Annotated in this window: 16 protein-coding genes; 14 read left to right on the top strand and 2 right to left on the bottom strand. The window is 54.3% G+C overall.

The features are described 5' to 3' along the window. Window positions 1–182 precede the first annotated feature (182 nt). The 11 genes from NSQ73_RS26710 (at window position 183) to NSQ73_RS26660 (ending at window position 13053) form a co-directional block, all read left to right on the top strand. On the top strand, window positions 183–1061 hold the full coding sequence (locus NSQ73_RS26710) for an AraC family transcriptional regulator (protein WP_340988911.1): 879 nt from the start codon (window positions 183–185) through the stop codon (window positions 1059–1061). 113 nt (window positions 1062–1174) lie between these two features. Further along, window positions 1175–1906 (top strand): ThuA domain-containing protein, encoded by a 732-nt coding sequence (locus NSQ73_RS26705; protein ID WP_039309665.1) that lies wholly within the window; start codon window positions 1175–1177, stop codon window positions 1904–1906. Window positions 1907–2548: 642 nt separating this feature from the next. Then, window positions 2549–4399, top strand: a complete 1851-nt coding sequence (locus NSQ73_RS26700; RefSeq protein ID WP_340988910.1) for a cache domain-containing sensor histidine kinase — start codon at window positions 2549–2551, stop codon at window positions 4397–4399. A gap of 3 nt (window positions 4400–4402) precedes the next feature. Continuing rightward, window positions 4403–5599, top strand: coding sequence for a response regulator (locus tag NSQ73_RS26695; protein ID WP_340988909.1), 1197 nt, complete (start codon window positions 4403–4405; stop codon window positions 5597–5599). 182 nt (window positions 5600–5781) lie between these two features. Continuing rightward, window positions 5782–7077, top strand: coding sequence for an ABC transporter substrate-binding protein (locus NSQ73_RS26690; protein ID WP_340988908.1), 1296 nt, complete (start codon window positions 5782–5784; stop codon window positions 7075–7077). 344 nt (window positions 7078–7421) lie between these two features. Continuing rightward, entirely contained in the window at window positions 7422–8303 is an 882-nt protein-coding gene (locus NSQ73_RS26685; RefSeq protein ID WP_340988907.1) for a carbohydrate ABC transporter permease, read from the top strand. Continuing rightward, the gene (locus NSQ73_RS26680; RefSeq protein WP_340988905.1) at window positions 8300–9118 is read left to right on the top strand and encodes a carbohydrate ABC transporter permease; all 819 of its coding nucleotides are present in this window, start codon (window positions 8300–8302) and stop codon (window positions 9116–9118) included. Before NSQ73_RS26685 ends, NSQ73_RS26680 begins: the two co-directional genes overlap by 4 nt. Window positions 9119–9219: 101 nt before the next feature. Next, window positions 9220–9936 (top strand): N-acetylmannosamine-6-phosphate 2-epimerase, encoded by a 717-nt coding sequence (locus tag NSQ73_RS26675; protein ID WP_340988904.1) that lies wholly within the window; start codon window positions 9220–9222, stop codon window positions 9934–9936. Then, entirely contained in the window at window positions 9933–10832 is a 900-nt protein-coding gene (locus NSQ73_RS26670; protein ID WP_340988902.1) for an ROK family protein, read from the top strand. Before NSQ73_RS26675 ends, NSQ73_RS26670 begins: the two co-directional genes overlap by 4 nt. Before the next feature lie 8 nt (window positions 10833–10840). Beyond that, window positions 10841–11533: a copper homeostasis protein CutC gene (locus tag NSQ73_RS26665; RefSeq protein ID WP_340988901.1), complete on the top strand. Its 693-nt coding sequence runs from the start codon at window positions 10841–10843 to the stop codon at window positions 11531–11533. A gap of 5 nt (window positions 11534–11538) precedes the next feature. Continuing rightward, window positions 11539–13053, top strand: coding sequence for an alpha-L-fucosidase (locus NSQ73_RS26660; protein ID WP_340988899.1), 1515 nt, complete (start codon window positions 11539–11541; stop codon window positions 13051–13053). An 807-nt stretch (window positions 13054–13860) separates the two neighbouring features. Here the strand turns inward: NSQ73_RS26660 and NSQ73_RS26655 are convergent. Beyond that, window positions 13861–15573: a helix-turn-helix domain-containing protein gene (locus NSQ73_RS26655; protein ID WP_340988897.1), complete on the bottom strand. Its 1713-nt coding sequence runs from the start codon at window positions 15571–15573 to the stop codon at window positions 13861–13863. A gap of 146 nt (window positions 15574–15719) precedes the next feature. Beyond that, on the bottom strand, window positions 15720–16727 hold the full coding sequence (locus tag NSQ73_RS26650) for an ABC transporter substrate-binding protein (RefSeq protein ID WP_340988896.1): 1008 nt from the start codon (window positions 16725–16727) through the stop codon (window positions 15720–15722). A gap of 440 nt (window positions 16728–17167) precedes the next feature. On the opposite strand from NSQ73_RS26650, the gene NSQ73_RS26645 reads away from it, so the two are divergent. From NSQ73_RS26645 to NSQ73_RS26635, 3 genes are all read left to right on the top strand, one after another. After that, window positions 17168–20527 (top strand): Ig-like domain-containing protein, encoded by a 3360-nt coding sequence (locus NSQ73_RS26645; RefSeq protein WP_340988894.1) that lies wholly within the window; start codon window positions 17168–17170, stop codon window positions 20525–20527. A 177-nt stretch (window positions 20528–20704) separates the two neighbouring features. Then, a complete protein-coding gene (locus NSQ73_RS26640) occupies window positions 20705–21760 on the top strand; it encodes an SPFH domain-containing protein (protein ID WP_340988892.1) in 1056 nt (351 codons plus the stop codon). Next, window positions 21757–22764: a sugar kinase gene (locus NSQ73_RS26635; protein ID WP_340988890.1), complete on the top strand. Its 1008-nt coding sequence runs from the start codon at window positions 21757–21759 to the stop codon at window positions 22762–22764. Before NSQ73_RS26640 ends, NSQ73_RS26635 begins: the two co-directional genes overlap by 4 nt. The last annotated feature ends 57 nt before the right edge of the window (window positions 22765–22821 follow it).

Raw genomic sequence — 22821 nt, 5'->3', positions numbered from 1 at the left:
AATTTTACCTTCTCCAGTATAAAGGTTAAATCCATACAATACACGCACCCGGAGGCGGGAATAATACTGGTCTTTGGTCTAGTGCGGCTCTCCTATACTTTAAGTTGGCATGGGCAGGCATATTTCTCTAAAATGAATATAGAGTGTGCAATGATCAATATCCCGGACAAGGAGCCGCGCTTATGAATATCTATCTGGAAATTCCGGATGTGGACAAGCATTTTCCGTTTCGCAGCCTGGTCTGCGGAGGAGATGATCTGACCTATCCGCATTGGCATAAAGAAATCGAAATTATCTATGTAACCAAAGGAAGTCTGAATCTGGGAATCAATGATGTGCCGATCCGCATGGAGCAGGGGGAAGTCCAGTTCATCAATGGCGGAGATGTGCATTATTTCCTGGCGTCACCTGACAGTGAGCGGGTAGTGATACAGTTTGATCTGAATTTCTTTCAGGAGGTTGCAGCACTGGGAGGCAATGACTATCCGCTGCGGGATATGTTCACGGAGATGGAATTCTCCAGTTCAAAGTGGCCGAAAGGGGTTGCCGCCAGTATAAAGGCTCTGATTGAGAGCATTTATGAGGAGGATACACAGCGCCGGGAAGGCTACGCTTATCTGATTAAGGCCAGGATGTTTGAAATGCTGACGGTTATTATGCGGGAGGTGCCGAAGAGCAGGGTCAAGAAGCAGCCCAAGTTCTCGGAAGACACATTGTCCCAGTCCAGAGAGACGCTGGAGCGGCTGGAGCGGATCTTCAGCTATGTGGAGCAGCATTATCAGGAAGCGATTACACTGAATAAGGTGGCCGGCTACATGGGCTTCAGCCCGTATTATTTCACCAAGCTGTTTAAGAAGAATACGGGCATGACCTTTGTCGCGTTTTTGACGGAGTACCGGCTGAATAAAGCCAAGTGGATTCTGCTCAACGAAGACCTGCCGATGTCAGGGGTAGCGGAAGCGGCCGGGTTCGGCAGCGGGAAGACCTTTCACCATTTATTCAAGGAAGCAACGGGGATCTCTCCGCTTAAATACCGCAAGACAATATCCGGGAATAATTGAGCAAGAATACAGGAAGAAAGCCTGCTTGCGGATTTGTATGATAGAGGTATAAAAAGTAGTCAAAAACTTAAATTAACCGTAAAATTCACCTTTGAAACAGGAGAGTGTCCATATTGACCAGAGTAACCGTATGGAATGAATACCGCCATGAGCGGCAGGAAGAACGAATCCGCCAGGTCTATCCGAATGGCATACATGTACAGCTGGCCTCTTTTCTGAGCGCAGCGGGACTGGATACAAGAACGGCAACGCTGGACGAGCCGGAGCATGGCCTGACAGAAGAAGTGCTGAATAACACTGATGTACTGGTATGGTGGGGGCATGTTGCCCATCAGGAAGTCAGTGACGAGGTAGTGAACCGGATTCATAAGCGCGTGCTGGAGGGGATGGGGCTGGTGGTGCTGCATTCAGGCCACATGTCCAAAATCTTCATCAAGCTCATGGGCACAAGCTGTGATCTGAAATGGCGCGAAGCCGGGGAGAAAGAACGCCTCTGGGTGATGGAGCCCAGCCATCCGATTGCCGCAGGCATCGGCGAATATATTGACCTGGAGCAGGAAGAGATGTACGGGGCGCACTTTGACGTGCCTGCACCGGAGAGCCTGATCTTTGTCGGCTGGTTCGAAGGCGGCAATGTGTTCCCTAGCGGATCAACGTACCGGCGCGGCAGCGGGAATATTTTCTATTTCCAGCCCGGCCACGAGTCCTATCCAACCTATTACAACAAGGAAATTCAGCAGGTTATCATCAACGGCGTGAACTGGTGTGCTCCGGTCAAGCGTGATGTTCCGGTGTACGGCCATTCCGAGGCGCTGGAGCCGATTAGAAGCACAGTAGGCGTATAACCTATAGTCTTGCAGTCGATGATAAAAGTTACCCGCCAGACCTAACGGTCTGGCGGTTTTTTGTGCTGACGCGCTAACAGATGGGTTACGCTGTAGAATCCTGCAGAAAATACAACAATTTCTTCAGGATAGCGGCTCTAATCCAGGATTGTTGTACGAAAGGCAACATTTTCTCTCCTGAAAGCGGCCAAGCGGGGGAATTCTTGTATTTCGTACAACAATCCTTAGGAATCCTCCATTATTGGGAGGTTCGAGTTGCAATACGTACAACATTTTCATTTTGAGGCCGGCCTTCACAAGCCGCATGCCTTTCACCGCTGGCCGACACCATCCTCCGCCACATCTATCATTAGCTGGACTGCTTCCGCTATAAGCTCAGCGCTAGGTTCCCGCACTCCCGCACGTCTCCGGTTAGCCATGACCAACCTTACGCTTGTGGCAGATAAACTAACAATGTTGAATTTAAACCAATTAAATTGCGGCATATATATGTTAGATATAAATGCTTGTATATCAAGGGTTTGGCTATTCTGCCAAGTCTGGAGTGAGAGGATGTTAAATATTTACTCCGTTATTTTCCATGCAGCAGTCTGCAGAATCCTTTATACTGAATAAAATTTAACGGACCAGGAGGAGAGGCTGATGATGCGGCGGTGGAACAACTTAACATACCAGAGCAAGCTGATGCTCGCCTTCTTCATGCTTGGGATTATCCCGTCGATTGTGATCGGCACGATGGCATATTTCAAATCGGTCAGCACGCTGGAGTCGCGGGTGAACGCCGATCTCGGCGTCATTGCCGGACAGCTGAATGCGGCGATCCAGCGCCAGGTGGAGGATGTGGACCGTTTCAGTACTTTTCCTTATTTCACACCGGAAATCTTTCAAATATTGAACCAGCCTTACATACCCCGCGACCAGTGGGGTTACCGCGAGATTGAAACCCAGCAGCAGTTCGCCAAGCTGCTCGTGACTTACCCTTCGATTTTCTCCACGATTCAGGGTCTGGTATTCTACAGCACCAAAGGCAATATCTACGGCTACAGGGTTAGCGACCGCTCCTCCATTAATGAAGCCGTAAGTCCGGTAGACGAGGAATGGTATAAGGAGACCCTCAAGCGAAGCGGAGGCGTATTCATCTCCGGGCTGCGGCTGGAGCGGCAGTTCAACAGTGCTCCGTTCCCCACAATTACCGCTTCCCGCGTGCTGCTTAATGATGATTTCACTCCGGCCGGAGTAGTAGCCGTGGATATCCGTCCGGACTTCATGGACAAGATTGTCCGCTCCTTCCAGCTGGAGAGCATGCATGTGATTGTGGCAGATGAGAAAGGGGAGCTGATCTACTCCACACAGACCGGAGACAACGAGCGGTTCCTCCGCGCAGCGGCGGAGCAGTCGGCGGGCAGCGGGGCAAGCCGCGGCCTGATCAATCTGCCCAATCTGGGCGGCGGGCTGGCAGCGGCGACCGGTGTATATGCGCACAGTGAGTATTTGGGCTGGACAAGCTATCTCATGATTGACCGGGAAGAACTGCTTGGCGATGCGAATGTGATCCGCAACTTCACCGTGGTGCTGGTGCTGATCTTCAGTGTGGCGGCTGCGGTCTTGTCGCTCTTGCTGGCCCGGAACCTCTCAAGGCCGATCCGCAGCCTGATCTCTTCCATGCGCGACGTAGAGCGGGGACTGTTCATCACTCCGGCGGCTCTGCCGGTCCAGGGCGAAATCGGCCAGCTGCATCTCAGCTATGTCACGATGGTGCGGCGGCTCGATGTGCTGGTCCAGTCGATCGAAGAGAAGGAGCGGCAGAAGCGGGAGGCCGAGCTGTATGCGCTTAGAGCGAGAATCGCTCCCCACTTCCTGTACAACACGATCAATTCCATCCGCATGCTGGCCGTGCTGCAGCAGTCGGAAGGCATCGCCCGGCTGCTGCAGTCACTGAACAAGCTGCTGCATGCCAATATGAAGCTGGACAGCGAGCTGGTGCCGCTGTCTGCGGAGCTGGAGCTGCTGCATCATTATGTGCGGCTGATGGAGCTGCGCTACACGAACCGCTTCAAGGTGGAGTGGCAGATTGAAGAGAATATCGGGCAGGCGATGGTCCCGCCGATGATTCTGCAGCCGCTGATGGAGAATGCGATCTTTCACGGCTCCTTCGATATCGAAGGCCCGCTGCTGATTGAGGTGGGTGCCCGGATAACAGGGAATGGCGGGGATGAGCTGCTGATCACCATCACGGACAACGGGCACGGTATACCGCAGGATACACTGGAGGTGCTCAACGGCGAGAGAGAGCAGGGCCCAGCCCCTGATGGGGACGGCAACGCGGGTTCAAGCATCGGTGTAGCCAACGTCCGTGACCGTATCCGGCTTAGGTTCGGACCGCCGTATACCTTGACGCTGAAGAGTGGTCCGGGCCAGGGAACCCGGGCAGAATTATATTTGCCTTATCAACCGGAGGACGGAGATACGTCCCGGCCGCGAATGGAGGAATGAAGCATGTGGAATTTGCTTGTAGTGGAGGATGAGACCATTGTGCGGCTGGGGCTGCGCTATATGCTGAATTGGGATGAGCTTGCCATTGCCTGGAAAGCCGAAGCTGCGAACGGGCATGAGGCGCTTAAGGTGCTGGCCCGGGAGGAAATTCACATTGTGATGACGGATATCCGCATGCCGGGTATGGATGGCCTGGAGCTGGCGCGCAGAATCAAGGAACAGTACCCCAGTGTGCAGATTATCTTCTTCAGCAGCTTTGAGGACTTTCCTTATGTAAAAGAAGCTGTCCGCATCGGAGTCGTTGATTATTTGCATAAGCCGACGATGGCGGCCGAGGAGATTGCAGCAGCGCTGCTCAAAGCAGCGGGGACCCTGGAGCAGCTTCATCAGGCGGCAGTGCCGCAGGTGCCGGGATACAGCGACAAGGACCGGGATCAATTCCTGCAGTCGATGCTTGAGACACAGGCCCCCCTGGAGAATTGGATGGAGCAGTGGCAGCAGTATGGACTGGAGTCCCTGTATGGAGCGGGATACAGGCTGGCTATTCTGCGCATGGCCGAGAACGAAGGGATTGAACCGCAGGCGGCGCTGGCCCGCTTTATGTCGTTCCGGTATTATCTGGAGGAATATACTTCCCGGGAATGGGGCGGGATATTGCTCAGCCGGGAGAACAAGGAGCTGGTCTGGCTGCTGCCGCAGAAGGCGTCCATTGACGAAGCGGGAGCCGGTGCTATGCAGGGTTATCTGGATCAGCTGGAACAAGGGTTGTACAAAATGCTGGGCATCCGCATGGCGTATACCTGCAGCGGACTTCACCGGACAGCGGCGGAGCTGCCGGAGGCCTATAGAAGTGCGGCGGAGCGTGAGCCGGTGAGCGGCGGGAAGCTGAGCGGAATTATCCGGCTGGCAACGGCTTATATCGATGAGCACTTGCTGGAGGATGTGACGCTGGCGCGGACCGCAGAGGCAATTCATGTCAGCGTCAGCCATCTGAGCCGCCAGTTTCTTAAGGAGACCGGACAGCATTTCAATGAATATATGACCGCCAAAAAAATGCTCCTTGCCCGCAAGCTGCTGCGCGAGAGCAACCGGAAGGTGTACGAGGTAGCCGAGGAACTGGGGTATGCCAACCCGCATTATTTCAGCAAGCTGTTCAAAGATGACACGGGTCTAACACCGCTGGAATTCCGCAATCAGTGAGTAAAGAGCAAATATTTGACGGAAACAGCAATTCTCGTCTAGTTGGAGGATCAGACATCCGGCAGAGCGGCCAAGATAAGCAATTAATAGCTATAAAGCAGCAGATCAACCCGGTAGTTAACCTGACACAAACAGAGTACGATTAACTCATGAAACAAACATAATGTCAGGGAGGCTAACACATGAGAAGAAAAGGCGGGTTCTGGTGGTTGTCGGTATTATGTCTTGGGTTGTTGGTCATTCTTGCAGGCTGCGGCAGTAATAATGCGGCATCAAACGGTAATTCCGGAGCGGCAGCTACAAGCGGTTCTGCTGCAGAAGGGGATGCTGAGAAAGAGCCGGTGGTGCTGAAGCTGACCACATGGAACCCGATCAGCCAGACGGTGGTTGATAAATTCCAGGAGAAATATCCCTACATCACGATAGAGCATGACAAGGTGTATGATCAATTCCGGGAAATTATCCGTACGCGGATTGTCTCCAAGTCCGATATGGACATGTTATGGCTGTTTCCGAACCAGGTGGCTGAATTCTCCAAAGAGAATGTCCTGATGGACATCTCCGGCAGCCCTTGGCTGGATAATTATCTTGAAGCGGCAGTAAAGCTGGGCACAGTGGACGGCAAAACCTACGGTGTCCCTTATAACAGCCAGCCGATCGTGATGTTCTATAATAAAACGCTGTTCGACCAGCTCGGGCTTGCGATTCCGACCAATTGGGAAGAGCTGATGGCGGTGAGTGAGACCATCAAAGCCAGCGGCACCGCACCGATGGTCATCGGAAGCAAGGACGGCTGGGCGACCCAGTTCATCACTACTTCACAGTTCGGACTGTATCAGCATGACAATGCGGATGTATTCCCGCAGCTGGCCAGCGGAGACAAAAAGTGGACCGATCCTGAGTTCACAGGCTACTTCGACGGCATGAAGGAATTAGCGGATAAAGGTTATCTGCTGGAGAACTCCGTCGGCCTCAGCTATGACCAGGTGGCGCAGGTATTCAAAGAAGGCAAAGCCGCCATGTGGCCGATGGGCGAATGGGGCTACAGCGAGAACTTTGATGCAGACTTCTCCGCCTTTGAGCTTAGTGCCTTTCCGATTCCCGTCAACCGCGGCGATCAGCCGCTCGTAACGAATCTGGTGTCCGACAACCTGCTGGTTGGCGTATCCTGGAGCAAGCATCAGGAAGAAATCAAGCTGTTCATGGAATTCGTGGCCGAGCCGGAAATGGCTAAAATCTGGTCCGATGAAACGAAGCAGGCGGTAACGGTAAAAGGCGGCACGTCCGAAACCTACAGCCCGCTGGCCGCTTCTCTCCAGCCGCTGATTGACGCCAGCGAAGCACAGATTTTCCCGAGTATGACCTCGTCCATCGAGCCAGTAATGTTCCCGATCTTCCAGCAGATCCTGCTGAAGCAGGACGTGGACCCCGCCAAGCTGCTGGAGCAAATGCAAACGGCTCAAGATAAAGATATATAACACAAACAAAGCTATAAAGATTGAACTAAGGAATAGACAATACAAGATGAAAGTAACGGAGGGGAAATTTGGAACTGTAGGAGCGTTAGCGTCCGCCTTTGTCCCCGGATTTCCACCGCGGCCAGCGGTTACAAATCAAGAAATCTGGGGACAACAGCGGCCGGAAGTCCAAATGTTCACCGCAGTTACGGCCTACATCTAATTGGAACGTTCTTAATGTTTAATCTTTATAGAACACACACAACACAAGAGAATAAGCGAAAGCTCAGATCAAGGACAACCCTGTCTTTCGCTTAGGTTTCTTTTTTTTTACCCAAATTTGGGGTGAGGGATGGAGGCAGAAGATGAAATTCATGAATTTTCGCAATTACCTGCTGTTTATCGCGCCGGCGCTCCTGATCTACCTGCTGTTTTTTGCCGGACCGATCTTCAGCGGCTTGTATTACGGCTTCACCGACTGGAACGGCTTCTCATTCAAGGCCGACTGGGTCGGGCTGGAGAATTTCCGCGAAGCCTTCCGTGATCCGCTGCTCCTGACGGCGCTGAAGAATATGGCGATTCTCTCCGTTGTAGTCATCGTGCTGCAGCATAGCGCATCAATTCTGCTGGCCGTATTGCTCGACCAGAAGCTTAAGGGCATTGTGTGGATGCGGGCGATTATCTTTTTCCCGGTTATCCTGAACACCGTTGTAATCGGCTATGTGTGGAGCTACATGTATGCGCCGATGGTCGGATTTCTGCCGAAGTTTTTTGCCGCAGTCGGGCTGAAGGGTCTGGCACAGCTGGACTGGCTCGGTGATCCTTCCTTAGCAATCTACGCGATTGCGCTCGTCATGGTCTGGCAGTACACAGGCTACTCGATGATGATCTACTTGGCTGGACTACAATCCGTTTCGGGTGAAATATATGAAGCCTCAAGCATTGACGGCGCAGGACCGTGGAACAAATTCTGGAAAGTTACACTGCCGCTGCTGATTCCTTCGGTCATTGTGAACACAGTGCTGTCGGTGATCGGCTGTATGAAAATGTTCGAGCATGTCTTCATCATGACGCAAGGCGGACCGGCCAATTCCACGCAGACATTCGGGATTATGATCTATCAATATGCCTTCAAAACCTCGCAGATGGGCTACGGCACCGCGATGGCGATGATCCTGTCCGTGATGATTCTGGTTGTAACCTTTGTGCAGATGAAGCTGCTCAGCCGTCTGGAGGTGGCGAATTGACGACTACATTACAGAAAACCTCTATTTACACCGTGCTGATGATCGCGCTCATTATTGTACTCGTTCCGATGGCGGTCATGATCTCGGTTTCGCTGCAGACACCGTCAACGATCAATCCGCTCAGCCTGCCCAAAGACCCGCAGTGGAGCAATTATACCGAAGCGTTCCGTACCGGCAATCTGCTGCCGTATTTCGGGAACAGCGTTCTGGTGCTGGTGATGACAACCGCTGCCGCCATTGGCGTCTCGGTGCTGGCCGCTTACGGTCTGCATCATGGCAAAAGATATAAATCGGACGCGATGTCGACCTTCTTCCTGATGGGGCTGATCCTTCCGGCCTTCTCCGGCACGATTCCGGCGTTCCTGGTGCTGCGGGAGATCCATCTGCTCAACACGCATGTCGGGCTGTCGCTGATCCAGATTGCTTCCGGGCTGGCCCTGCCGATCTTCCTCTATGTGAATTTCTTCAAGACCGTGCCAAGTGAAATTGAGGAGGCGGCGCTGGTGGACGGGTGCGGACCTTGGCGGACCTTCCTGAAGATTATTTTTCCGCTGACGCTGCCGATTACGGCGACCTGTATTATCGTGGTGGCGATCAACTCGTGGAATGACTTTTTCAATCCGCTGGTCTATCTGTCTTCGCCGGATATGCGTACGCTGCCCGTGGGCCTCATGGCCTTCAAAAGCCAATACAACACCAACTGGCCGCAGATGTTCGCCGGTGCTGCACTTGTGGCCCTGCCGATCATCATTCTCTACCTGTTTGTCCAGCGCTTCATTATTAAAGGTCTGGTGGGCGGGGCGGTTAAGGGTTAAGAGACTTAAGAGGCTGGTAGACTAAGGTGCAAGAATGAGAGAATGTTAAGAGGGCAGCCGTGTAATACGCGAAAATGATATGCAGGGAGGGTGTGGGAGGTATGGAAAAACGCTCAGGGAGTCTCATTCCCTATCAGGGTCTGGTCGTATCCTGCCAGGCGTTGGAGGACGAGCCGCTGTTCGGAAGCCATCATATGGTGGCGATGGCGATGGCGGCGAAGGAAGCGGGGGCGGCCGGTATCCGTGCCGGAGGGCTGGCGGATATCCGGGCGATTAAGGATGCCGCCGGTTTGCCTCTGATCGGACTGGTCAAAATACAGCATGAAGGCAGTGAGGTCTACATTACGCCGACGCTTGAGGATGCACTTGCCGTCCATGCGGCCGGGGCCGATATTGTGGCCATCGATGGTACCAGGCGGCTCCGGCCGGACGGGCGCACGCTGGAGGCGACCCTTGCCGCGCTGAAGGCTGCGGGGATACCGGTGATGGCCGATATTGCGACCTTCGAAGAAGGGGTGCAGGCGGCCGGATGGGGCGCGGATTACATCTCGACTACGCTATGCGGTTATACCGCAGAGACGCTGGGAACTCCGCTGCCGAATCTGGATCTGCTGGAACGGCTGTCCGCTGTCCTGGAGGTGCCGGTAGTCGCCGAAGGCGGGATATCCGAGCCGGCGCAGGCGGCTGCGGCGCTGGAGCTGGGTGCGGACTTCGTCGTCGTGGGCTCGGCGATTACCCGTCCGCAGTGGATAGCCGCCCGTTATGTGAAGGCGATGAAAGAGAAGGCGGGCGGCGCAACAACGGAGGCCGAAGGATGAGCCGCTATTATATCGGGGCCGATATCGGCGGAACCTTCATTAAGGCGGCAGTGGTGGACGGGCAAGGGGAGATTGTTGCCCGCCGCAGTACCGCTACGCCTGTGAACGAGGGGGCAGCAGGGATTCTCGCTGCGCTGAAGAAGATTATTGCAGAGCTAGTGTACTGCGGATACGGGATCGGCGGCATTGGCATAGGCACCGCCGGGCGGGTAGATCCGGCTGAAGGCGTAGTCCTCTATGCGACGGAGAATCTGCCGGGCTGGACCGGCATGCGCCTGGGGGAAGCTGTGGAGAAGGAGTTCGCGCTGCCTGTGTCGGTTGGCAACGATGCCAATGCAGCCGCTCTTGGCGAAGGCTGGCGCGGGGCGGCTGCGGGGCTGGAGCATTATGTAATGCTGACGCTGGGTACAGGTGTCGGCGGAGCTGTTATTCATAATGCTGAGGCTATCTCAGGCAGACAGGGCGGGGCCGGGGAGATCGGGCACATGGTGCTCTATCCCGGAGGAATTCCCTGCAGCTGCGGGCAGCGGGGCTGCGCCGAGCATTATCTGTCCGGCAGGGCGCTTAGCCGGCTGGGAGCAGAAGCCGCGGAGGGCTGGGACGGCCGCAGACTGCTGGCGGAATTCGCCGCAGGCAGCGCCACAGCGGCTGCACCCATGAAGAGATATATGCACGACCTGAGCCTGGCCGTGCATAATATCCAGTCTTTCATGGACCCGGAGGCGATTATTCTTGGCGGCGGAGTCGCGGAATCCCATGCCTTATGGTGGGATGCCTGGATGAGCGGGCTTGCCGCCGTGTCACCGCTGTCCATTAAGGTGCTTCCTGCCGAGCTTGGCAATGATGCCGGAATGATCGGCGCGGCACGGATGATTATGAACAAGGAAGGGAAGTAGAGTGAACTATGCTGTTAGAGGTTATAGCCACGACAGTAAGTGATGCAGTTACCGCTGAACGTTATGGAGCGGACCGGATAGAGCTGATTACCGGAATCCGTGAAGGCGGATTAACACCCAGCCTTGGGCTGATTGAAGCGGTGCGGGAGGCAGTCAGCATTCCCGTAAGAGTAATGGTACGGCCGCATGCGCGTTCCTTCCGGTATGACCCATCCGACGCGGAAACGATGCTGCGCGATATCCGGCATATTGCCGGAGTGGGCGGACTGTCCCTGGTCACGGGCATGCTCCGCAGTGACGGGACCGTGGACGAAGAATTGCTGGTCCGGCTGCTTGATGCTGCGGGCGGGATGGAGGTAACGTATCACCGGGCTTTTGATGAGGTGCGGGATCAGCTTGAGGCGCTTGAAGTCTTGAAGCGGTATCCGCAGATTACGGATATATTGACCTCCGGCGGCAGCGATAAGGCTACTTCCGCTGAGGGTATGGCGAGGATTGCCGTATTGGAACGGCTGTCCGCCGGTTCTTCGCTCTCCATCCTTGCAGGCAGCGGCTTGAATGCTGCAGGCCTGAAGGATTTCATCTCCCGGACGGCTGTCCGCCGGGTGCATTTCGGTTCCGCTGTCCGGGAGGACGGCGATCCGCTGAGGCCGGTTGACCCCGGGCGGCTGGAAGCCGTCCGCAAGATTCTCAAACCATAGAAGAGGTGAGTTCCTTGTCAAAACCATCGCTGCATGAGCTGCGCAGACAGAAGAAGCTGGAGATCAAGGATACTGTAGAGAACGGCCCGTTTAGAGCGGATTGGAAGTCTCTGGAGGAGTACTCCGTTCCCCGCTGGTACGAGGAAGCGAAGTTTGGGATTTTCATTCATTGGGGGGTGTATTCTGTACCCGCCTTCGGGACAGAGTGGTATGCGCGCAATATGTACAGGGAAGGCACTGAGGTGTATGAGCATCATCTGAAGACCTATGGCCCGCCGGATACATTCGGCTATAAGGATTTCATTCCCCAGTTCACGGCGGAGAAATTCGATGCCGAGGAGTGGGCTGCCCTGTTCAAACGCGCCGGTGCCGCGTTCGTAGTGCCGGTTGCTGAGCATCATGACGGCTTCGCCATGTATGACTGCCCTTATTCGGAGTGGACCGCTGCCAGGATGGGTCCGCGCAGAGACATTATCGGCGAGCTTGGCGCAGCCGTGCGGCGGCATTATATGACCTTCGGCGTCTCCAGCCACCGTGCGGAGAATTGGTGGTACTACAACGGAGGCCGCGAGCTGCCTTCAGATGTGCAGGACCCGAAATACGCGGAATTGTACGGTCCTGCGCAGCCTTGCTACGGTGATCCGGCGTATCCGCTGCCGATTCTGCCGCCGAATGAGGAGTTTCTGGACGACTGGCTGGTCCGCACTTGCGACCTGATCGACCGTTACGGCCCGCAGCTGGTCTATTTCGACTGGTGGATCGAGCAGCCGGTCTTCAAGCCTTATCTGCAAAAGCTCGCCGCCTACTATTACAACAAGGCTGCCGAATGGGGCCAGGGGGCAGTCATCAACTATAAATTTGATGCTTTTGCCGAAGGAACCGCCGTCTATGATATGGAGCGGGGCCAGCTGGCCGATATTAATCCGGAGGTCTGGCAGACCTGCACCTCGGTAGGTGAAACCGCCTGGTGCCATATTGCCGACCACAAATATAAGACCTCGGGAGATATACTCGGCGACCTGGTCGACATTGTCAGCAAGAACGGCGTCATGCTGCTGAATGTCGGACCGCGTGCGGACGGGACGATTCCTGAAGAAGAGCAGCAGCTGCTGCTGGAGGTAGGAGACTGGCTGGCGGTGAACGGGGAGGCGATCTATGGAACGCGGCCCTGGAAGGTATACGGTGAAGGCCCGACGCAGATCGTCAGCGGAACATTTAACGATACGAAGCGCAGCCCGTTCACCCCGCAGGATATCCGCTTCACCGCCAGAGGCGGGGAGCTGCTCTATGCCTCTGTTATGGGCTGGCCCGAGGGCGGAACGACAGTGATCGGGACCTTGGGCAACCGCTCCAAGCAGCTCGCCGGAGAGATTCTGCAGGTGGAGCTGCTGGGCTGGAACGGAGAGCTGCAGTGGAGCCGGGCCGGTGAAGGCCTGATTGTAGAACTGCCCTCTGACATGCATGACCGGGGCATTCTGGTGCTGAAGATCAGGTATTCTACACCTGAAGCGGCGAAATAGATATTTGAGCTGTAAAGGGGCGGGCGGTGGAGTTAAGGGACTGCTCCGGGTGAATCCGGCAAGCTTCATATTCCGGCCAAGCTCCGGGGCTCCGGTATGTCCGAAACCAGCTCTAAACAAGCTCCAAAATGGCTCTAAACCAGCTCTAAATGGCTCCAAGCAAGCTCCAAACCAGCACCAACAAGCTACAAGCCAACTCCAAGCCACTCCGGACTAACCTCACAGCCGGCTGATCGTATTTTGTACAACAGAATCGGGGTTTTAAGGGTCTGCAAAGGCATTCTAATGTATTTACTGCAACAGAATCTAGGGATCGTCCCCGATTGTGGCTGAAAGGAAGAAATCTATTGTACGAACTCTGCCGAGATACGAATTCAGGCGATCTAGGGCAGCTCCTGGTGTAGCGTCAGATTTATTTAGTGAAAACCATTTTGGTAAATCGCTTGCTAATGGCCTGAGATGATCCGATTACGGTATATGCCTAGGTGTGTGCGGTAAGGGATATGCATAAGTGCACTTTGTACAACTAAATCGTCTGATATACACCCAATTATCCGTTTAGTTGTATTTCGTGCAATTAAATAGCTGTTTGTAGATTGTTTTCACTCATTTGGGTAATTTTAGTTGTACAGATTGCACTTATATGAGGCAAGCCTCTCTTTTCGCTGTTTTTAATTGCACATTATACAACTATCACTGAATTTCCATTTGGAACGGAATACAGCAGTTGCTGCATTGTTAAATGGACTCACTTCTTTAGTTCTGATATTGTACCAGGTTCCAGTCACTCTGAATTCCCGAACCCGCCTACCCGCCCGCTCCCCCCAGCAGCCTGGGCAGCAGGGTCAGCAGCCGCTCGCGGGTCAGGGCATCGCCGGAATTCCATTTGGCGCCGTCGAGCATATAGACGCGGCCCTCCTGTACGGCGGGCAGGCTGTTCCACAGCGGCGTCCGCAGCAGCTGCTCCATGGCTTCCCGCGAGTCTTCGCGCTCCGGGATGAGCATGAAGACGCGGTCCCCCGCGTAGCTGTGCAGCTTCGCCGGGTCCACCTCGCCGAAGCCAAGCCCCTGGTCCAGCAGGCCCTTAATCTCTGCCGTCGGCTGCAGGCCGCCGGGAGCATACAGGGCCGTGGACAGTCCGGTCATCGCCATAGCGAACAGGCGGTTGCCATGGTCATAGACCAGCGCGGAGGCGGTTTCTCCCGTCTGGAGCCCCTCTGCGTACAGACGCTGCCACATGGCAGCGTTTTTGGCGTGGTAGGCCTCCAGCCAGGCTTCTGCTTCGCGCTGCCTGCCGAGCCACCCGCCAAGTATCCGCAGCCGATGCTCGAGCGGCGCGAACGAATCGAAGGTGAGGGTCGGGGCGATACCGGAGACGCGCGTATAGGCGCGCTCGTCCGAATTCGCAATAATGATCAGGTCAGGGCTGATCAGCCGGGTCAGCTGTGGGTCCAGCGGGAAGCCGACATTGGCCAGATTCTTGACGCGGTGCTTATAGACGCTGTTCCGTGCGAAGGCCTCATCGCCTCCGGCCGGCTTGACTCCCAGCGCCAGCAAATCCCCAAGTGTCTCTCCGTGGTAGACAATCCGCTTCGGACGCTCCGGAATTTCCACTTCATGCCCCGTCCAATCCTTGACGGTAACTTTGCGCTGCTGGGCCTGGGCATACTGCCCGGGCGTGACTCCCGTCTTCTGCCGGAAGCGGCGGCTGAAGTAATATTCATCGGAGAAGCCCACCCGCCGGGCGATTTCGCGCAGCGGCTCGGCGGATTCCAGCAGATAGTTCTTGGAGTGCCCGATGCGCAGATCAGTCAGATAATCGAGCGGCCGCTTGCCGGTCAGCTTCTGGAAGATAGGGGTGTATTGCCAGGGAGAGACCTGTGCCAGCTCCGCAAGCTGCTTCACCGTGATGCTCTCCATATAATGATCCTGCAGGAATTGAATTGTACTCTCCACGGATTGCGCGGGACTGGGCAGCTGGCGGGTGGAGTAATTATGTTCAAACAGCAGGAGCAGCAGCTCCTGGAACTGCAGCTGCTGTCTGAAATACTGGAGCTCGTCCCCGCTGCCCTGGTTCGCAAGCAGCTCTTCCGCGAGCCGGATCACCCGGGTGAAGGGGTGGACGATTAGTTCTTTCCGGCCGGGCAGCAATTCAGCTGTATAGGAAGCAGGGGAATCTCCAGCCGCGATAGCGGCAAAGGATATCAAATAATAGTATAGTGTCATTTCCGCGTTATCCGTACTGTAGGAAGTTCCGGGGGACAGCAGACAACATTTGTCTGCATGTACTGAAAGGGCCGGCTGCTCCCCGATACAGAGTTCACCGCGGCCTCCGGTAAAGATCAGAAGTGTATGCTGACCGGCAGTCTGCACAGCGGACACAGTGTCAGCACTCTGGATTACCATCTCAATGCCCTTCAGCTGAAACAGCAGGGAGCGGAGCGGAACTGCCGGCAGGGCCGGAGCCGCTGCAAGTGCGGGTTCAGGGGGGAGTCCCGGGTTCAGGGCATTCTGTCTCAAGGCTCAGCACTCCTTTCAAGGCAGTTGAATTTATATGTATATTGAGAACGATTATCAATAAACTTCATTGTATATAAAATAAAGCAGCTTATCAACATTAGTTGATAAGCTGCTTTTAATATTCGTCCTGTCTGCATGCGTAATCGTTACTTATTCAGCATGGCGGGGATTTCGCCCAGCAGCCATTCTCTGGTGGTGGCATCACTGGAGGTTTTCATGATGTCCTGCGTGTAGACATAGCCGTTCTTAACGGCCGGCAGGCTTTTCCAGACTGCACTTTCCAGCAGCTTGTCGGTCGATGCCTTGGCTTCGTCAGCTACCGGCGTCAGAAGGAAAATACGGTCCCCTGCGTATTCCTGGATAACCTCCATCGAGATCTCCTGGAAGCCCATGTCGGCGTCAAGCACCTTTTGGATCGCCGGAGTAGGCTTGAATCCGTTCTCTCCATACAGTACCTGTGACAGGCCGGTTGTAGCCATTACAAACAGTCTGTCGCCCGGATAGTAAGTGAAGACTGCGGCGGTTTCGCCTTCCTTCATGCCTGAAGCTTTAAGCTGGGCCCACATGGCGTCTTCCTGCGTCTGGTACTGGGCCAGCCAGGCTTCTGCTTCTGTTGTTTTGCCCAGGATACCGCCGATTTCCTGCATCCGTTCCTTCAGCGGGGCGAAGGTATCGAAGATAATGGTTGGAGCGATTTTGGACAAGGCATCGAAATCAGCCTCTTCAATTCCGGCATAGATGATCAGATCCGGCTGAAGCTCAAGCGTCTTCTCCAGGTTGATCGGGAAGCCGACATCTTCTACCCCGGTCAGCTTGTCCTTGAATACCTGGCCATCAGCCATGGAGAGCGGATAGCCGATGGCCTGTACGCCCAGCGCAATCAGATCGCCGTAAGTTTCCCCGGAGTAGATGATCCGCTGCGGGTTCACAGGAATCTCAACCGTATGGCCTTTGTAATCGGTGTAAGAGCGTGTTGTGGCTGCCGGTTCTGTAGTAGCTTCTGCGGTTGGAGCAGCGGTTGCAGCGGTATTGCCGGCAGCTGTGTTAGCTGCAGCGTTGCCTTCGTCATTCTTGGTGCTGCTGCAGGCGAGCAGTAAGGTGCTCATCAGGAAGATGATGCACAGGATAGCGAAAGGTTGTCTTGCCTTGTTCATTGTAAGTAGGCCTCCCAATTATATCGATTACCAATAATGATAATCATTCTCGTTGAAATGATCATAGATGATAACTATCCGTTACTCAATGGACAAAACCCAAAGCTGGAATTTAGTTTGTGCAAAGAAGAATCGAGTTTGTGCAAAGGTGATTAGAGTTTGTGCAAAACCGGATATCCGCTGTGAATTTTCAGGTTATTAAAAAAGAATGAGGCTATTCAGACTACATTCAGTTTGGGTTGTTATGATGCATTAAGCCTATCTCTTGAGCAGGGTGTATTTAGAGCTGTTCTTTTTCCGCGGATTGTGTAAATACATAGATAAATAACAGATTTATTACCGTTGTTATAAGAAAAAAGTTAAGTCTTTAGTACCTGAATTAAAAGTCAGAATATGTCGATAAGAGATTCAAATCATAATTCACCAAGGAGGATAACAGATTGAAGAAAAACAGCTTTTTCCGGTTTTTGCTGATGGCATTGCCGCTGCTTCTGGTATTGACTAACGGGGGATTGGCGCTGGCAGCCACCACGGTAACGGTCTCCAAAATTGTGCTGAATGTAAGTGAACTTACGCTTGCGGTGGAAGAGACTTCGGCTCTAACAGCTACTGCGGTCTATTCCGACAGCACGTCAGGCGACGTGACGGTTAACAGTGACTGGTCCAGCGATAAGCCAGCGGTAGCCACCGTATATAACGGGATTGTGACGGCCAAGGCGGAAGGGACAGCTACGATTGTTGCGGTATTTACATATAGTGACGGCACGAAGTTCTCCCAGGCCACAACGGTTACTGTAACCAAGAAGGTCAAAGCCCTGACGCAGAATGTCCAGAGCCTGGATCTCCGCAAAGCCGAGTCGGACAGCATTATTCTGACCGCAACGTATTCGGATAATACAACGGACGCCACGGTGGCAAACAAGGCAGTCTGGAGCACGAACGATGCTGCGGTAGCAACCGTAGTGAACGGTGCAGTCAAAGGGATCTCCTCCGGGACAGCCACAATCACAGGCGTATATGGCAAAAAAACCATCACCGTTACAGTGAATGTAGAGGTGGCCAAGCGGATTGAAGCGGATCAGCCGGAGCTTGCGCTTTTGCTGAAAGACAGCTCGGCTGTTAAGCTTACAGCTACTTTCCAGGATGGCACGCAGGAGAATGTAACGTCCCTGGCCGCCTGGTCCTCCAGTGATGAATCGGTGGCCGATGTCCTTAAGGGCGTCATTACCGGCTACAAGCAGGGAACGGCGGTCATCACCGCCAAATACGGCACCAAGACTACCACAGTAGAGGTAACGGTTGACCAGACCAGTAAGCTGGTTGTGGATGATCAGAGTGTTTTTTTGAAGACGGAAGAAGCTCAGCAGCTTAAACTCACCGCAGTCTACCCGGATGGGACGACCAAAGATGTGACCGGCACTGCGGTCTGGAGTTCGAGCGATTCCAGTATCGCTTATGTATACAAAGGCAAGATTTACGGCTACACAGCCGGAACGGCGACGATTACAGCGACCTATGGCGACAAGTCTGTACAGGTGGATGTGGATGTTGCGGTGGCCCGGTATTTGGATCTGAGCGAAGAACAGCTTAGCCTGAAAACAAGCTCCACCCATGCGCTTACCCTGACGGCGACCTATGCCGATGGCAGCACCGAGGATGTCACTTCTAAGGCGGCATGGAGTTCGAGCGATGAGCTTGTGGCTTTTGTCAAAAAAGGATCCCTCACTACTTATAAATTGGCTGGAACCGCAACAATCTCTGCCGTCTACGGCACACTTGAAACCTCGACCCAGATCGAAGTCGGAGCCGTAAGCAAACTGGTAGCCAGCGATGATAATGTATTCCTGCAGATTAGCGGTACGAAGCAGCTTGTGCTGACTGCCGTAGCAGGCGACGGGTCCTCATCGGATATTACAAGCAGTGCGGTATGGACCACAAGCGATAAGAGCATCGCTCTGATCAGCAAAGGCCTGATCACCGGTTATTCCGTAGGTACGGCGACCCTTACAGGAACTTATAATGGAGCGGCGGCCACGGTTACCGTTGATGTGGGAACGGCAAGACATCTGGCCTTAAGTGAAACTAGTCTGAATCTTGCGGTGGATGCTGCTAAGGTGCTTGTGCTCAAGGCGACTTTTGCGGACGGTACGGTAACGGATGTAACCAGCAAGGCAACCTGGAGCTCCAGTGATGAAGCTGTGGCTTATGTGGATAAAGGAAGTATTACAACCTACGCAGAGGGCAACGTGACGATAACGGCGGTCTATGGCGGGAAGACAGTCACTGCAACAGCTGCTGTAGGTAAAAGCAATAAGCTCAGCGTCGACAACGACAGCCTGAACCTGCGCCTGAACGGAACTCAACAGCTAGTGCTGACTGCCCTGGATGCAAGCGGCACTCCAAGCACAGTGACAGACAGCGCAGTCTGGTCCACCGCTGACGAGAATATCGCTATCGTGACCAAAGGTCTGGTTACAGGCTACAAGTCCGGCAAAACTACAATTACCGCCGTTTATGGCGGCAAAACCCTCACCATTGCGGTGAGTGTCGAAACAGCTGCGCGCCTGAATCTTACGGTCAGCAAGCTGAACCTCGGCAAGGACCAGAGCAAAGCAGTAACGGCTATGGCCAGTTATGAAGACGGAACTTCACAGGATGTCACAGAGGATGCAGTGTGGACTACAGATAATGCGGATGTAGCTGATGTTAGCAAAGGAACCATTACCGCCTATGCTACAGGCAGTGCTGTAATTACGGCCGCTTACGGCGGCAAGACGGCAACGGTCAAAATCACCGCAGGCACACCGGACAAACTGGCGCTGCAGGCCAAGACCATTGAACTGAAGGAAGACGAGACTTATCAGGCCGAGGCTACCGGCAGTTACAGTGATGGCAGCGACAAGACGATCACCAGTGATGTGGAGTGGAGCTCCAGCGATGAGAAGATTGCCGAGGTTAAGGACGGTCTGATTACCGGCCTCTCTGTAGGCACAGCGGTGATTACCGCCAAAATAGGTACGGAGAAGGCGGCCATTACCGTGAATGTGGGCCTTGTGGATGAGCTGGCTGCCAATGTGAGCCTGATTACGATGTCTGCCGGAGACAAGGAGCAGATTACACTGACTGCCACCGATTCCGTCGGGGTAGAGAGTGATGTAACGGCGGATGCGGACTGGAGCTCGGCCAAGACTACAATCGCTACGGTCAAGAAAGGTCTTGTAACCGGAGTGCTGAAGGGCAAAACGGCGATCACCGCCTCCTATGGAGGGCAGAAAGTGACGGTCAACATTGAAGTGGATCAGATCACTGTCATCGAAGCATCGGTGACCAACCTGGCGATGAAATCCGGCGATACGGCCAAAATCACAGTAAGCATCACTTACAGCGATGGCAAAACGAAGGATGTGACGGACAAGGCGGAGTGGAAAAGCGGAAGCTATAAGATCGTCACAGTTACAGGCGGCTCGGTTAAGGCAGTGGCTTACGGCAAATCCTATGTGACGGCCAAATACGGCGGCAAAACCGTCAAGGTCCCCGTAACCGTTGATGTGCTGAAATATCTCGAGGTCAGCCAGATGAATCTTACGCTGAGTGCAGGACAGTCGGTGCAGCTGACGGCAACGGCTACTTTTGAGGACGGCAGTGAATCGGATGTATCCAAGACAGCAGTCTGGGCTTCCACCAAGGAGCTTGTAGCTACCGGCAAAAACGGGCTGATTAAAGCCAACAGCAAAGGCACTGCGAGCATATCCGTGAAATACGGCGGCAAAACCGTCAAGATAAAGGTCACTGTAAAGTAACTTACTTACACCTGCCTCATTTTCCATTTTGGAGAGTGAGGTGTTTTTTTTGCGGATTTTTGTTATTAACATATTGATAATATCATTAAAGTCTGCTAAGATATTGTTAATAACATTTTAATAATAACATTAAGTTAATATCAATCGCTAAAATAAAAACAGCAGGAGGTAATGACCATGTTCGGATTCCGCTTCGTAAAGTTCCAGCCCAGTGAATATGTCCTTAAGGTGAAGAACGGTAAGGTAGTGCAGGAAGGTGTAGGACTTTCTTTCCATTATTACGCGCCTACGACCTCGGTTGTAGTGGTGCCGGTCTCTTCGATTGATGTACCGTTCATGTTCGAGGAAATTACGGCTGATTATCAGACGGTGACCGTGCAGGGGCAGCTGACCTACCGGATCGTGGATTACCGCAAGACTACACAGATTCTTAACTATACGTATAATCTGCGGAAGAATACCTACCTCTCCGATGATCCGCACAAGCTGGCCCAGCGGGTGATCAATATCGCCAAGGTGCTGACCAAGAAGCAGCTCGGGCAGCTGCCGCTGAAGGAAGCCATTCAGTCGAGTGAACGTCTGGCTAAGACAATTACGCTCGAAATCGGACAGAGTGCGGAGATAGAGAAGCTGGGCATCGAGCTGATGGGGCTGTCCATTCTGGCAATCGTGCCGAATAAGGAAACGCTGCGCGCGCTGGAGGCGCAGGCCCGCGAAGAGATTCTCCGCAGCGCCGACGATGCGCTATATGAACGGCGCAATGCCTCGATTCAGCAGGAGCGGCGGGTGAAGGAGAATGAGCTGAATACGGAGATCGCCGTGGAGACGAAGAAGCGGCAGATCCGCGAAACCCAGCTCGATGCCGAACGCTCGGTGAAGCAGAAGCAGAATGAGATGAAGGAGGAGCAGCTCAGCTTCGATACTGCGCTGGAGGAGAAAAAGCAGGAGCTGATTGAACTGACAGTAGCGAATCAGAGAGCGGAAGCGGATGCCAAGGCCTACGAGTTGTCGGCGGTGATGAATTCGCTCCAGGGCGTAGCACCTGGTGTACTTCAGGCACTGACGAATGTAGGCATGAATCCGGATAAGCTGATTGCCATCGCGTTCCAGGAGCTGGCTGAGAATGCCGGGAAGATCGGGCAGCTCAATATTACCCCGGATCTTTTGCAGGGAATTATGGCCGGATCGCCGGGTAACGGGGCGGGCGCGGCAAGAGGAGGCAACGTACGATGAGCAGCCCGGTATCCGAGAACAAGATTATTCTGATCAAGCGCAAGACGCGCCTGGAAGAACTGGTGGTCCGCTACAATACGATCCAGCAGGCCCAGTTCTATATTGAACGGCTGGGGGCCGATTTCAGCGATTATCTGAGCGAGGACTTCACTTACCGCAAGGCGGTAGAGGCTGCCGTAACCGAGCTGAGCGCGGCCGGCCGGCTGCAGCTTCTGGACCGGCAGCATGTGCCTAACTTTATTTTTGGAGAGCGGGATACAGTAGTTGTGCTGGGGCAGGACGGTCTGGTCGCCAATACACTGAAATACCTGCGGGAGCAGCCGCTGATCGGTGTGAATCCGGATCCGCAGCGCTGGGATGGTGTGCTGCTGCCCTTCACGGTTAAGGACCTGCGGCAGCTGGTGCCGGAGGTGCTCCGCAGCCAGCGGCAGGTACGCGAGGTTACCCTTGCCAGGGCAGAGCTGAATGACGGCCAGAGTCTTTACGGTGTCAACGATCTGTTCATCGGCCGCCGGACCCACGTCTCGGCCCGTTATCAGCTTGAACTGAACGGCACGCTGGAGCAGCAGTCCTCCAGCGGGATTATTGTCTCCACCGGCATGGGCTCCACCGGCTGGCTCAAAAGCGTTCTCGCCGGAGCAGCGGGAATTGTCAGCCAGACGGCGCAATGGCAGGCAGCGGAACAGGTGACGGTAACGGCGGGCTTGGAAGCACATGCGTCTGTCCATGGGGGCAGACCGCAGGAAAACGGCGCGGCGCTCAAGCTGGCCTGGGATCATCCGGAGCTCTACTTTACGGTACGGGAGCCTTTTCCCAGCCGGACGACTTCAGCCGATCTGGTCTTCGGCAGGATCAACAGCCGTATGCCGCTGCGAATTACTTCGCAGATGCCGGAGGACGGGGTAATCTTCAGTGATGGAGTCGAGAGCGACTACCTGGAATTCAACTCCGGCGTAGAGGCAACGATTGGCCTCGCGGAGAAGAGAGGACGGCTGGTAGTCTAACATGCATATGTATGAATGCCCAGACGCGAAGTGCAGATACAAAGAAGGGGTTCCCCG

The organism is Paenibacillus sp. FSL R10-2736, assembly GCF_038000245.1.
In the GTDB taxonomy this organism is placed as follows: domain Bacteria; phylum Bacillota; class Bacilli; order Paenibacillales; family Paenibacillaceae; genus Paenibacillus_AQ; species Paenibacillus_AQ phytohabitans.
The sequence above is the reverse complement of the archived record's forward strand: the minus strand, read 5'-3'. Positions and strand labels throughout refer to the sequence as shown.

Bases quoted from the DNA above. Each gene is read 5' to 3' on its own strand.
- NSQ73_RS26710 (WP_340988911.1), top strand. From the start codon at position 183: ATGAATATCTATCTGGAAATTCCGGATGTGGACAAGCATTTTCCGTTT.
- NSQ73_RS26700 (WP_340988910.1), top strand. From the start codon at position 2,549: ATGATGCGGCGGTGGAACAACTTAACATACCAGAGCAAGCTGATGCTC.
- NSQ73_RS26695 (WP_340988909.1), top strand. From the start codon at position 4,403: ATGTGGAATTTGCTTGTAGTGGAGGATGAGACCATTGTGCGGCTGGGG.
- NSQ73_RS26690 (WP_340988908.1), top strand. From the start codon at position 5,782: ATGAGAAGAAAAGGCGGGTTCTGGTGGTTGTCGGTATTATGTCTTGGG.
- NSQ73_RS26685 (WP_340988907.1), top strand. From the start codon at position 7,422: ATGAAATTCATGAATTTTCGCAATTACCTGCTGTTTATCGCGCCGGCG.
- NSQ73_RS26675 (WP_340988904.1), top strand. From the start codon at position 9,220: ATGGAAAAACGCTCAGGGAGTCTCATTCCCTATCAGGGTCTGGTCGTA.
- NSQ73_RS26670 (WP_340988902.1), top strand. From the start codon at position 9,933: ATGAGCCGCTATTATATCGGGGCCGATATCGGCGGAACCTTCATTAAG.
- NSQ73_RS26665 (WP_340988901.1), top strand. From the start codon at position 10,841: ATGCTGTTAGAGGTTATAGCCACGACAGTAAGTGATGCAGTTACCGCT.
- NSQ73_RS26650 (WP_340988896.1), bottom strand. From the start codon at position 16,727: ATGAACAAGGCAAGACAACCTTTCGCTATCCTGTGCATCATCTTCCTG.
- NSQ73_RS26640 (WP_340988892.1), top strand. From the start codon at position 20,705: ATGTTCGGATTCCGCTTCGTAAAGTTCCAGCCCAGTGAATATGTCCTT.
- NSQ73_RS26635 (WP_340988890.1), top strand. From the start codon at position 21,757: ATGAGCAGCCCGGTATCCGAGAACAAGATTATTCTGATCAAGCGCAAG.